We start from the raw sequence: 12,660 nt of genomic DNA on the forward strand, positions 1-12,660 counted from the left end.
CAATCAGTCGCGCGGAGCGCGTCCGTCAAGGGTGGGTGGTGGGGATGAGGCGGCACCCTCAGTACTTCAGCAGGTTGGTGTCGTCGACCGAGGCCGAGCGCCGGGTGCGGAAGATCGCCATGATGATCGCCAGCCCCACCACGACCTCCGCGGCGGCCACGACCATCACGAAGAACGCCATCACCTGACCGTCGAGCGACCCGTTGATCCGGGCGAACGTGACCAGGGACAGGTTCGCCGCGTTCAGCATCAGCTCGATGCACATGAACACGACGATCGCGTTGCGGCGCACCAGCACCCCGACCGCGCCGATGGTGAACAGCAGCGCGGACAGGAGCAGGTAGTACGTCGGGGTCATTCCTTCTCCCCTTCAGGCTTGCCCACGAGAGCGTGCGGGCCTACAGCGTCGTCGGTCGAGCCGGTGACCTGCTTGCGCTCGTCTTCCAGCCGCGAGGCCGAGGTCGACTCGATGATGTCCGAAAGCGACTCCGGCGCGATCGAACCGTCCGGCAGCAGTGCCGGGGTGGCGATCGAGTTGGCGGTCGCGAAGACACCCGGGCCGGGCAGCGGCGAAGGCCGGTCGTGCTTGCCGGTGAACCGGTCGACGACGAGTTCCTTCTGCGACTTCTTGCCGCCCTTGGCGTGCCGGTCGGTGAAGGCGAGCACCATCGCGCCGAGCGCGGCGGTGATCAGCAGCGCCGAGGTGAGCTCGAACGGGAACAAGTACTTGGTGAAGATGAGCCGTCCCAGGCCGCCGGGGCCGCCGCCGTCCAGGCTCGCCGGGTCGAGCGGCAGCGCCGGGGTGACGTTGGCCAGCGAGCGGGCGAGACCCGCCGCGAGCAGCCCGCCGACGCCGATGCCGAGCAGGGTCGCCATGACCCGTTGCCCGCGAAGGACTTCGACGACCGAGTCGGAACTCTCGCGGCCGACCATCATCAGCACGAACAGGAACAGCATCATGATCGCGCCGGTGTAGACGATGATCTGCGTGAAGCCGAGGAACGGCGCCTGCTGGATCATGTACAGCGCGCCGAGGCACAGCATCGCGAGGACCAGCCATAGCGCCGAGTGCACGGCGTTACGGGAGAAGATCATGCCGAGCCCGCCGAGCAGCGCGAGCGGGCCGAGCACCCAGAAGGCGATGGTCTCGCCGGTGGTGATCCCGGCCGAGACGTCGGTCTGCGCGAGGAAAGCCGTGATCACTTGACCGGCTCCTTCGGCTCAGCCGGCTGCCGTGCGAGTTCGGGGCCGTTGACGTAGTAGTCCTGCTCGTTCTCACCGAGCCGCATCGGATGCGGCGGCTGCTCCATCCCGGGCAGCAGCGGCGCGAGGAGGTCTTCCTTGGTGTAGATCAACCGCTGCCGGTCGTCGTCGGCCAGCTCGTAGAAGTTGATCATCGTCAGTGACCGGGTCGGGCAGGCCTCGACGCACAACCCGCAGCCGATGCAGCGCAGGTAGTTGATCTGGTAGTCGGCGCCGTATCGCTCACCGGGTGAGAAGCGTGCCTCCTCGGTGTTGTCGCCGCCTTCGACGAAGATCGCGTCCGCCGGGCAGGCCCACGCGCACAGCTCGCAGCCGACGCATTTCTCCAGCCCGTCCGGATGCCGGTTCAGCTGGTGCCTGCCGTGATAACGCGGGGCGGCGGGGGCGCCGGCCTCCGGGTACTCCTCGGTGGCGACCTTCTTGAACATCATCCCGAAGGTGACACCGAAACCCTTGATGGGATCAAACATCCCCATCGCCGGCCTCCCTTCCACTGGAAACCGCCGCGGGCTTGCGCTTGGCCGCCCGGGCTTCGGCCTTCGCGAGGGCCTTCTGACGCGGGGTCTGATCCGGAACCTGCAGGTCGAGCGGCGGCACCGGGAACCCGCCACCGGTCAACGGGACGTAGTCGTCGTCCGGGACCTTCTTGTCCGGCAGCAGCAGGCTCAGGATGACGACGACGAGAATGAGCGCGCCGCCGCCGATGAGGATCTGCGGGGTGGAGAGCCCGCCCGAGTTCTTGACCGCGCGGACCGAGACGATCACCACGATCCAGACCAGGTTGACCGGCACCAGGACCTTCCAGCCCAGCCGCATGAACTGGTCGTACCGCAGCCGCGGCAGCGTGCCGCGCAGCCAGATGAAGCCGAACAGCAGCATGAACAGCTTCGCGGTGAACCAGAGCAGCGGGAGCCAGCCCTGGTTGAGCGCGTGCTCGGCGCCGACGAACGGGAACTTCCAGCCACCGAGGAACAACGTGGTCGCGAACGCCGAAACGATCACCATGTTGACGTACTCGGCGAGGAAGAACATCGCGAACTTCATCGAGCTGTACTCGGTGTGGAAACCGCCGACCAGCTCGGATTCGGCCTCGGGGAGGTCGAACGGGGCGCGGTTGGTCTCACCGACCATGGAGATCAGGTAGATCACGAAACTCGGCAGGAGCAGGTAGAAGTACCAGCCGGTCTGCTGCGACTCGACGATCTGCGAGGTCGACATCGAACCCGCGTAGAGGATGACGCCCACAATGGACAGACCCATCGCGATCTCGTAGGAGATCACCTGCGCTGCCGAGCGGAGCCCGCCGAGCAGCGGATACGGGGATCCGGAAGACCAACCGGCCAGCACGAGGCCGTACACGCCGATCGAGGAGCAGGCCAGGATCACCAGCACGCCGACCGGCAGGTCGACCAGCTGGAGCACGGTCCGCTCACCGAAGATCGAGACCACCGGGCCGAACGGGATCGCCGCCAGCGCGATCAGCGCCGGCACCGCGGAGATCACCGGCGCGAGGAAGTACACCTTGCGGTCGGCGGTGTCCGGGATGATCTGTTCCTTGAACGGCAGCTTGATCGCGTCCGCCAGGGACTGCAGGTAGCCGCCGGGCCCGACCCGGTTGGGGCCGGGGCGGTTCTGCATCCGGCCGACGGCCTTGCGCTCCCAGACGATCAGGAAGATCGTCAGGATCGGGCCGATCAGCAGGATGACGACCGTCTTGATCAGGATCAGCCACAACGGGTCGTCCGCCAGCAGCGCCGCCCGCTCGGTGGCGTCCGGTATCTGGCTGAGCAACGGAGTCACTTCTCACCTCCGGTGAGGTTGACGGCGGAGCCGTGTCCGGCCGCGAGCGCGGCGCGGACGGCCGAGCCGTCGGAGTTGCCCGGAAGCCACACGACGCCGTCCGGCAGGTCGGCGACCTCGATCGGCAACGTGATGGAACCGCGTTCGGTGGAGACCTTTACGGTGCCGCCCAGGCCTTCGGCGGTCTTCGCCGAAAGCTTGGCGACGACCTCGCGCTGGGTGCCCTTGAGGTGTGGCTCATCGTCCTGCAGCGATCCGTTGTCGATCAGCTGACGCCAGGTGGCGAGGAGGGCCTGGCCGTCCTTGGGCTCGGCGCGTGCAATGAACGGTCCGTTACTGGCAAATTCTGCAAGGAAAGAGCCGTTCCTAGCAGGCAGCTTGGCCAGATCGGCGGCGGCGGCGGCCGGAGTCTGGGTGAAGATGTCCGCGTCCATCTCGACGGCGAGGGTGTCGAGCACCCGGCAGTCCGGCAGGGCGCCGGTGCCTTCGAGGGTGACGGCGAACTCGCGGCGACGGCCTTCACAGTTCAGGTAGCTGCCCGCCTTCTCGACCGCCGGGGCGATCGGGAGGACGACGTTCGCGTGCTCGGTGACCGCGCTGCGACGCAGTTCCAGGCTCACCACGAACTTCGCGTTCCCGAGCGCGCGGCGGGCGAGATCCGGGTCCGGCAGGTCGTCCGGGTCGACGCCGCCGACGAGCAGGCCGTCGAGGTCGTTCCCGGTAACCGCATTGAGGATCTCGGTGGTGTCGCGCCCTTCGGTAGCGGGAAGCGTGACGCCCCAGGCCTTTTCGACCTCGGCGCGAGCCGAGGCGTCGGTGACCGAGCGGCCACCCGGCAGCAGTGTCGGCGCCGCGCCCGCCGCCAGGGCACCGCGTTCACCCGCGCGACGCGGGATCCACGCGAGCCGGGCGCCGGTGCGCTCCACCAGGCGGTGCAGGGCCGAGAAGAGACCGGGGACCTCGGCGGCACGCTCGCCGACGAGGATCACCGACCCCTCGGCGGTCAGTGCCGCGTCGACGTCCTGCGCGTGCTGCGCGATGCCGTCGATCGCGGCGGCCTCGCTGCCCGGCGCGCAGGCCAGCAGCTCACCGAAGGTCTTGCGCACCGAGGAGGTGGTCCATTGTCCCAAGTGGACGACGCGGGTGCGGTTCTTGCGGGCCGCCTTACGCAGCCGCAGGAACACGATCGGCGCCTCGTCCTCCGGCTCGAACGCCACGCACAGCACCGTGCGTGCCCGCTCGATCTCGCCGAACGTGACACCGCTTTCCGGCGTCGTCCCGACCACGTGCGACGCGAGGAAGCCCAGTTCCTCGGCCGAATGCGGGCGGGCGCGGAAGTCGATGTCGTTGGTGCCCAGGGCGATCCGCGCGAACTTCGAGTACGCGTAGGCGTCCTCGACGGTCAGGCGGCCGCCGGTCAGCACCGCGGCGCCCCTGCCGTCACGTGCCTCGGCCAGTCCGGCCGCGGCCGCACGCAGCGCGTCGGTCCAGGAAGCCTCCTCCAGCACGCCAGCGGCGTTGCGGACCAGCGGACGGCGGATGCGGTCGTCGGCGTTGGCGTAGCGGAAGGCGAACCGGCCCTTGTCGCAGAGCCACTCTTCGTTGACTTCGGGGTCGTCGCCCGCGAGCTTCCGCATGACCTTGCCGCGGCGGAAGTCGGTCCGCTCGGCGCAGCCGGACGAGCAGTGCTCGCACACGCTCGGCGCGGACACCAGGTCGAACGGCCGCGAGCGGAACCGGTACGCGGCCGACGTCAGCGCGCCGACCGGGCAGATCTGGATGACGTTGCCGGAGAAGTACGACTGGAACGGCTGGCCGGACGTGGTCCGGGAAGCCAGGTCCAGCACGTCGGCGGTCTCAGCCGTGCCGATCTGCTGGTGGACGCCGCGTTCGAGCAGCTCGATGAACGGGTCACCGGCGATCTCGCGGGAGAACCGGGTGCAGCGCTGGCAGAGCACGCAGCGCTCCCGGTCCAGCAGCACCTGCGAGGAGATCGGCAGCGGCTTCGGGAACGTCCGCTTCACGTCGACGAACCGGGATTCCGTACGGCCGTGCTCCAGCGCCTGGTTCTGCAGCGGGCATTCGCCGCCCTTGTCGCAGATCGGGCAGTCCAGCGGGTGGTTGATGAGCAGCAGCTCCATCACACCCTGCTGGGCCTTGTCCGCGACGGCCGAGGTCAGCTGGGTCTTCACGACCATACCGTCGGCGACGGTCATGGTGCACGAGGCCTGCGGCTTCGGCATCGGGCGGCCGCCCATTTCGACCTCGACCAGGCACTGGCGGCAGGCGCCCGCCGGGTCGAGCAACGGGTGGTCGCAGAAGCGCGGGATGACCGTGCCGAGCCGCTCGGCGGTGCGGATCAGCAGCTCGCCCTTGGGCGCGATGACCTCTTCACCGTCGATGACCAGCTTGACGTGGCCCTCGGGGACCGGAGTGTCCTCAGTGGATGTTCCGGGCTTGTCGGGTGCGATCGTCATGCCTGCGCCCCCACCAGTTCGCGCTTGTTTACCTGACACAACGCGAGGAATTCCTCGCGGAAGTACTTGATCCCGCTCTGGATCGGCGAGACCGCGCCGTCACCGAGGGCGCAGAACGAGCGGCCGAGGATGTTGTCGCAGACGTCGAGGAGGGTGTCGATGTCCTCTTCGGTGCCCTTGCCCTCGACCATGCGCTCCAGGATCTGCGCCAGCCAGTACGTGCCTTCACGGCACGGCGTGCACTTGCCGCAGGACTCGTGCTCGTAGAACTGCGTCCACTTCATCACGGCCCACGGCACGGAAACGGTTTCGTTGAAGACCTGCACGGCCGTCGTGCCCAGCATCGACCCGGCTTCCGCCGCGCCCTCGAAGTCCAGCGGAACATCGAGGTGTTCCTTGGTGAACATCGGCGTGGACGAACCACCCGGCGTCCAGAACTTCAGCGGGACGCCGTCCTTCATGCCGCCCGCCATGTCGAGCAGTTCGCGCAGCGTGGTGCCGAGCGGGCATTCGTACTGGCCGGGCCTCTCGACGTGGCCGGAGATCGAGTAGATCTTCGGGCCGGGCGACTTCTCGCGGCCCATCTGGCGGAACCAGTCGGACCCGCCGTTGATGATGTACGGCGCGCTGGCGATGGTCTCGACGTTGTTCACCGTGGTCGGCGCGGCGTAGAGGCCCGCGGCGGCCGGGAACGGCGGCTTGAGCCGCGGCTGGCCGCGACGGCCTTCCAGCGAGTCCAGCAGCGCCGTCTCCTCGCCGCAGATGTACGCCCCGGCGCCCGCGTGCACGGTGATGTCGAGGCCGAATCCGGAGTCGAGGATGTTCGGGCCGAGGTAGCCCGCTTCGTACGCCTCTCGCACGGCCGCGTTGAGACGGCGGATGCAGTGCAGCGCCTCGCCGCGGACGTAGATGAAGCAGTGGTGCGAACGCATCGCGTACGAGGCGATGATGCAGCCCTCGATGAGCGAGTGCGGGTCCGCCATCATCAGCGGGATGTCCTTGCAGGTCCCCGGTTCGCCCTCGTCGGCGTTGATGACGAGGTAGTGCGGCTTGTCCTCGTTCGGCGGCATGAAGGACCACTTGATGCCGGCCGGGAAGCCCGCGCCGCCACGGCCGCGAAGGCCGGAGTCCTTGACCAGCTGGACGATCTGCTCGGGAGTGCCCTTGAGGGCCTTGCGGATCGCGGTGTAGCCCTCGAGGGCTTCGTAGGACTGGATCGTCCAGGAGTTGGGCGAAAGCCAGCGCTTCGTGAGGACCGGGGTGATGGGATCGGCGGTCATTTCTTCTGCACCTCCGGCAAGGGAACGTCCTTCATGGCCGGTGCCGTCCAGCCGCGGTCCTGCGCGACCTGCGCGCCCCGCAGGGTTTCGACGGCCTGCGAAGGACCGTCGACGTCCGTGCGGTACTGCTGCGCGTCCTCCGGGAAGAACCCGGCGAGCTGCAGTTCGGCGCCCTTGAAGCTGGTCAACGGCGCGCCGCGCGTCGGGGCGGGCTTCTTGCCCGCCTGCAACGCGTCGACCAGCGCGACGGCCTTGTCCTCGGTCTGGTTGTCGAAGTACTCGTAGTTGACCTGGATGACCGGGGCGAGGTCACAGGCCGCGAGGCATTCGGCGTGCTCGAGGGTGATCGAGCCCTGCTCGTTCGGCGTACCCGCGGTCTCGTTGTGCCCCAGCGGCTTCTCCTCGGAACCGAGGTGCGTCTGGAGCTTCTTGTAGATCGCGTCGCCGCCCATGGCCGCGCACAGCGTGTTCGTGCAGACGCTCACCAGGTGCTCGCCGCAGGGGCGGCGCTTGTACATGGTGTAGAACGTCGCGACCGCGCTGACCTCGGCGTCGGACAGGTCCAGCTGCGCGGCGCAGAAGGCGATGCCTTCCTGGCTCACGTATCCCTGCACCGACTGCACCAGGTGCAGCAGCGGCAGCAGTGCCGACCGCGACTGCGGGTAGCGCGAGATCAGGTTCTGCGCCCTGGCGTAGGTGTCGGCATCGAAGATGTCTTCGAGCTTCGCGTTCTCCAGGAACCCTTCCGCCTCGGCGGGATCCGGCGCGATCGCGATCACGTCGACGTCACCGCCGGCGGCGACGTGGGTCTGCTCGGCGAAATCGGTGCCGGGCTCGGGTGTCGGTGTCGTTCCGGGCTGGGTGCTCAACGGTCCACTCCCCCCATGACGGGGTCGATCGAGGCGATGGCGGCGATGACGTCCGCCACCAGGCCGCCTTCGGCCATCGCGGGCATCGACTGCAGGTTCACGAAACTCGGTTCGCGCACGTGTACCCGCAGCGGCCTGGTGCCGCCGTCGGACACGAGGTGCACACCGAGTTCGCCACGCGGCGACTCGACCGTCGTGTACGACTGGCCCGCCGGGACCTTGAAGCCCTCGGTGACCAGCTTGAAGTGGTGGATCAGCGATTCCATCGACTGGCCCATGATCTTGCGGACGTGCTCGAGCGAGTTGCCCATGCCGTCGCTGCCGAGTGAGAGCTGCGCGGGCCAGGCGACCTTCTTGTCCTCGACCATGACCGGGCCCGGCTCGAGCTTCTTCAGGCACTGTTTGATGATCCGCAGGCTCTGGTGCATCTCCTCGACGCGGATCAGGTACCGCGCCCAGCAGTCCGCGTCGGTCGAGGTCGGGATGTCGAACTCGAACTCGTCGTAGCGGGAGTACGGCTCGGTCTTGCGCAGGTCCCACGGGAGACCGGCGCTGCGCAGCACCGGGCCGGTGACACCGAGCGCGAGGCAGGCGTCCACCGGCAGGTAGCCGACGCCCTTGAGCCGGTTACGCCAGATCGGCTGACCGGTGAAGAGCTTGTCGTACAAGGGAAGCCGCTCGTCCATCGTCTTGACGAACGCGCTGACCACCTCTTGGTAGTCGGCGGGCATGTCCTGCGCGAGGCCGCCGGGGCGGATGAACGCGTGGTTCATCCGGAGACCGGTGAGGTGCTCCAGCAGGTGCAGGACCTCTTCACGCTCACGGAAGCCGAGCGTCATCGCCGTGGTGGCGCCCAGTTCCATCCCGCCGGTGGCGATGTAGACCAGGTGCGAGCCGATGCGGTTGATCTCCAGCAGCATCACGCGCAGCAGTTCGGCGCGGCGCGGGGCCTGGATGCCGAGCAGCTTCTCGACCCCGAGGCAGTACGCGAGTTCGGTGGAGAGCGGCGCGAGGTAGTCCATGCGCGTCACGAAGGTGACGCCCTGGGTCCACGTGCGGTACTCGCAGTTCTTCTCGATCCCGGTGTGCAGGTACCCGATGACCGAGCGGAGCTGGGTGACGGTCTCGCCCTCCATCTCCAGCACGAGCCGGAGTACGCCGTGCGTCGACGGGTGCTGCGGGCCCATGTTGATGACCATGCGCTCGTCGTGGCGGGAATCCTCGATGACGTCTTCCCAGTCACCACCGGAAACGCTGTAGACGCGGCCTTCGGTGGTGTCCCGGGAATCGGCTTCGGGGACTTCGGTGCTGTCGGCGCTGTCCCGGGAGTCGGCGTAGTCGACGTCGTCGGTGCTGTCCGCGCCCTGAGGTCCCGTGGCCGTGCCCGTCGTGACGTCGGAGAGGTTTTCGGTGCTCACGAGTACGACCTCCGCTGGTCCGGCGGCGGGATTTCCGCGCCCTTGTATTCGACCGGGATCCCGCCGAGCGGGTAGTCCTTGCGCTGGGGGTGGCCGTCCCAGTCGTCCGGCATGAGGATGCGGGTCAGCGCCGGGTGACCGTCGTAGACGATGCCGAACATGTCCCAGGTCTCCCGCTCCTGCCAGTCGGCGGTCGGGTAGAGCCCGACCAACGACGGGACGTGCGGGTCTTCGATGTCGAGGGTGACTTCCAGCCGGATGCGGCGCCGGTACGTCATCGACGTGAAGTGGTACACCGAGTGCAGCCGCTGCGGGACGTCGACGCCGTAGTCGACACCGGACACCGAGCTGAGCAGTTCGAACCGGAGACCGGTGTCGTCGCGCAGGGTCCGCGCGATCTCGACGAGGTGCTCGCGGGCGACGTAGAAGGTGATCTCGCCACGGTCGACCGTGGTCTGCAGGACCGCGCCGGCCGGAACCTTGTTGTCCGCCAAAGCCGCGTAGAACTCGTCGGCGAACTCGTCGAACCACCCGCCGTACGGGCGCTCCGCCGGCGGCGGGTTGTACGCGGGGAGACGGACGCCGCCGTAGCCGGAGGTGTCACCGGTGCCGCGCACGCCGAACATGCCCTGGCGCTCTCTACCGGTGACGACCGGTTCGGCCGGACGGACACCCTGCGGCTCGAGGCCGCCTTCGGGCCGGTCGGCGCTGGACTGCTCGCCGCCGATCTCCGGCGTTTCTGCGTTTTCGTCGGGCACGTCGCTCACTTCTTCGCGTACTTGATCGAGGAGGCGATCAGCTCGGTGCGCTCACCACTGGCGGCGCGGATCGCGGCGCGGCGGGCGTTGATCGGCTCGTCCTGGATCTTGGCGTGCAGTTTCAGGATCGCGTCGAGCAGCATCTCGGGGCGCGGCGGGCAGCCGGGGAGGTACATGTCGACCGGGACGATGTGGTCGACGCCCTGCACCACGGCGTAGTTGTTGAACATCCCGCCGGACGAGGCGCAGACGCCCATCGCCAGTACCCACTTGGGCTCGGCCATCTGGTCGTAGATCTGGCGGAGCACCGGCGCCATCTTCTGCGTGACGCGGCCGGCGACGATCATCAGATCCGCCTGGCGCGGTGTCGCGCTGAAGCGCTCCATGCCGAAGCGGGCGATGTCGTACCGGGAACCGCCGACGGTCATCATCTCGATCGCGCAGCAGGCGAGACCGAAGGTGGCAGGCCACATCGAGTTCTTGCGCGCCCAGTTGACCAGGCCTTCAAGACTCGCGAGAAGGATGCCGTTGGGGAGTTTTTCTTCGAGGCCCATGCTTCTCTAGTTCCAATCCAGGCCGCCGCGACGCCACACGTAGGCGTACGCGAAACCGACCGTCGCGATGAACAGCACGATCTCCACCAGGCCGAACATGCCCAGCGCGTCCGCGGAGACCGCGAACGGGTAGAGGAAGACCATCTCGATGTCGAACAGGATGAACAGCATCGCGGTGATGTAGTACGCGACCGGCATCCGGCCGCCGCCGACGACCGGCTGCGGCGACGGTTCGATACCGCATTCGTAGGCCGCGGTCTTCGCCCTGTTGGGACGGCTCGGGCCGACCAGCGGGCCGAGCAGCACCGAGAGCACCGCGAAGCCGAGAGCAAGGACGAACAGGAGGACCAGGGGGAGGTACATGTTCAGGTTGGGCACCGAAGGGGTGCTCGCCTGGGTCAGCACGGGCAACATCAGCACGGGTTTTCGCCATCCTTTCCGCGCCGCTGCGGTTTTCGAGTCGGGGTTCACCGCTTCCCTCGATCGGCACCCTAAGTCACCTGGGTCACACCGCCGAGGGTTAGGCAACCCTTACGGGCCGTGCATGACGGCCTCCTTGCTTGTGAAATAGTTCACAAGCCTCTCGTCGAGGATGTGAAGCGATTCACAAAGCATGGGGGGAGTGTAGGACGTGACTCACATTCTTGTCCCTAGCCCCCGTGCTTTAAGGCTGCCCTAACCTGACCACCCGGCCGGCACGGTTACTTCCGGCGTGCGATACCGATGACCTGCGACGTCGCTCCCAAGATCGACTCCGATGCGGGTATTGACCGGTTCTGTCCTGTGACCGATACCACTGCCCGGAGTACCGGCGATTGGTCCAGACGTGTGGAGCGGCGCAGGTGGGACGTAAGACCGGCCGCGTGCGGCGCGGCCTGAACGGCGAGTCCGTGAAGGCCTCCTTGAGGGACTCTGGGTCCCTTAAGGAGGCCTTCACGGACTCACGAGCGTGTCAGCGTGGAGTAGGCGTCGCCCGGGCCAGCGCGGCGATCAGGCGATCCACGCCGTCCCCGCCCTTGGCGTCGTAGCAGCCCGAAAGTCCCTTGTAGACCAGCGGAAGGATCGAGTTGATCCGCAGTCCGTACTTCGTCGCGGCGTGCATGATCTTCGGCTTCCCGATCAGCTTCGCGAACACGTTGCCGAGCCGGTAGTAGCCGCCCATCAGCTCACCGACCGCGCGCGGATAACCCTCCAGCGCCCGCTCGCGCGACGGTCCTTCGCGCCGCGCCAAGGCCTGTACGACGAACTCCGACGCCAGCTGCGCGGACTCCATCGCGGCCGAGATGCCCTCACCGTTGAACGGGCTGACCATGCCGCCCGCGTCCCCGAGCAGCAGCAGCCCGTCGCGGTAGTGCGGTGTGCGGTTGAAGCCCATCGGGAGACCGGCGCCGCCGATCTTGCCGATGGCGTTCTCCTCGCGATAGCCCCATTCTTCGGGCGTCCCGTCGAGCCACTGGCGCAGCAGCGCGCGGTAGTCGGTGCCGCGGAACGCGGCCGACGTCGACAGCATGCCGAGGCCGACGTTCACCGTGCCGTCGCCGAGCGGGAACGCCCAGCCGTAGCCGGGCAGCAGCTTCGGGTCACGCGGGTCCGAGCGGTCCCACAGCTCCAGGTGGCCCTCGATGAACGGGTCGTCGTGGCGCGGGCTCTTGTAGTACTGCCGGACGGCGACGCCCATCGGGCGCTTTTCGTTCTTCTGGATGCCGACACTCAGCGCGAGCCGCGCGGAAACGCCGTCGCAGGCCAGGACCAGCGGAGCGCGGTAACTCACCGGTGTCTTCTCCGGGCCGACCTTCGCCTCGACGCCGATCACGCGACCGGCCGGGCTGGTGATCGCGCCGATGACGGTCGTGCGCTCGTAGAGCCGCGCGCCCGCCTTGACCGCGGTCTTCGCGAGCAGGTCGTCGAAGTCCTGACGAGTACGCGAAACGCCGTACGGCGGGTAGCTGGTCAGATCCGGCCAGTCGAGTTCGAGCGTCAGCTCGCCGGTGAGGATCCGCAGGCCACGGCTGTGCACCCAGCCCGCGTCCTCGCTGGTGTCGATGCCGAGGTCGATGAGCTGCTTGACGCCACGCGGGGTCAAGCCGTCGCCGCACACCTTCTCGCGCGGGAACTCGGTCTTCTCCAGCAGCAGCACGTCGACGCCCGCGCGGGCGAGGTACGTGGCGGCGGTGGAGCCGGCCGGTCCGGCACCAACGACGATGACTTCGGCGTCGTGGTCTGCGTTGCGACGGGTCATGC

Annotated in this window: 12 protein-coding genes; all 12 read right to left on the minus strand. The window is 67.9% G+C overall.

Features of this window, described 5'->3' with window-relative positions; all coding sequences use genetic code 11:
• Positions 1–58: 58 nt before the first annotated feature.
• Positions 59–358, minus strand: coding sequence for an NADH-quinone oxidoreductase subunit NuoK (gene nuoK / locus ACM6LU_RS03215; protein ID WP_061980060.1), 300 nt, complete (start codon positions 356–358; stop codon positions 59–61).
• Entirely contained in the window at positions 355–1,203 is an 849-nt protein-coding gene (locus ACM6LU_RS03220) for an NADH-quinone oxidoreductase subunit J (RefSeq protein WP_414936041.1), read from the minus strand. The genes nuoK and ACM6LU_RS03220 overlap by 4 nt, the downstream gene beginning before the upstream one ends.
• Positions 1,200–1,739 carry an NADH-quinone oxidoreductase subunit NuoI gene (nuoI, locus tag ACM6LU_RS03225; RefSeq protein WP_414936042.1) on the minus strand — a complete coding sequence of 180 codons (540 nt, stop codon included), beginning with the start codon at positions 1,737–1,739 and terminating at the stop codon, positions 1,200–1,202. Before nuoI ends, ACM6LU_RS03220 begins: the two co-directional genes overlap by 4 nt.
• The gene (nuoH, locus tag ACM6LU_RS03230; protein WP_414936043.1) at positions 1,726–3,063 is read right to left on the minus strand and encodes an NADH-quinone oxidoreductase subunit NuoH; all 1,338 of its coding nucleotides are present in this window, start codon (positions 3,061–3,063) and stop codon (positions 1,726–1,728) included. The genes nuoI and nuoH overlap by 14 nt, the downstream gene beginning before the upstream one ends.
• A complete protein-coding gene (locus ACM6LU_RS03235; protein WP_414936044.1) occupies positions 3,060–5,540 on the minus strand; it encodes an NADH-quinone oxidoreductase subunit G in 2,481 nt (826 codons plus the stop codon). Before ACM6LU_RS03235 ends, nuoH begins: the two co-directional genes overlap by 4 nt.
• Positions 5,537–6,820, minus strand: a complete 1,284-nt coding sequence (nuoF, locus tag ACM6LU_RS03240) for an NADH-quinone oxidoreductase subunit NuoF (RefSeq protein WP_414936045.1) — start codon at positions 6,818–6,820, stop codon at positions 5,537–5,539. The genes ACM6LU_RS03235 and nuoF overlap by 4 nt, the downstream gene beginning before the upstream one ends.
• Positions 6,817–7,689 carry an NADH-quinone oxidoreductase subunit NuoE gene (nuoE, locus tag ACM6LU_RS03245; protein ID WP_414936046.1) on the minus strand — a complete coding sequence of 291 codons (873 nt, stop codon included), beginning with the start codon at positions 7,687–7,689 and terminating at the stop codon, positions 6,817–6,819. The genes nuoF and nuoE overlap by 4 nt, the downstream gene beginning before the upstream one ends.
• Positions 7,686–9,107: an NADH-quinone oxidoreductase subunit D gene (locus ACM6LU_RS03250; RefSeq protein WP_414936048.1), complete on the minus strand. Its 1,422-nt coding sequence runs from the start codon at positions 9,105–9,107 to the stop codon at positions 7,686–7,688. Before ACM6LU_RS03250 ends, nuoE begins: the two co-directional genes overlap by 4 nt.
• A complete protein-coding gene (locus ACM6LU_RS03255) occupies positions 9,104–9,865 on the minus strand; it encodes an NADH-quinone oxidoreductase subunit C (RefSeq protein WP_414936049.1) in 762 nt (253 codons plus the stop codon). Before ACM6LU_RS03255 ends, ACM6LU_RS03250 begins: the two co-directional genes overlap by 4 nt.
• Before the next feature lie 5 nt (positions 9,866–9,870).
• On the minus strand, positions 9,871–10,419 hold the full coding sequence (locus ACM6LU_RS03260; protein WP_005151847.1) for a NuoB/complex I 20 kDa subunit family protein: 549 nt from the start codon (positions 10,417–10,419) through the stop codon (positions 9,871–9,873).
• Between the two features lie 6 nt (positions 10,420–10,425).
• Entirely contained in the window at positions 10,426–10,833 is a 408-nt protein-coding gene (locus ACM6LU_RS03265) for an NADH-quinone oxidoreductase subunit A (protein ID WP_414937072.1), read from the minus strand.
• Between the two features lie 538 nt (positions 10,834–11,371).
• Positions 11,372–12,658: a geranylgeranyl reductase family protein gene (locus ACM6LU_RS03270; protein ID WP_414936050.1), complete on the minus strand. Its 1,287-nt coding sequence runs from the start codon at positions 12,656–12,658 to the stop codon at positions 11,372–11,374.
• Positions 12,659–12,660: the final 2 nt, after the last annotated feature.

Origin of the sequence: Amycolatopsis sp. cmx-11-51 (genome assembly GCF_047608665.1) — a bacterium.
Taxonomy (GTDB): domain Bacteria; phylum Actinomycetota; class Actinomycetes; order Mycobacteriales; family Pseudonocardiaceae; genus Amycolatopsis.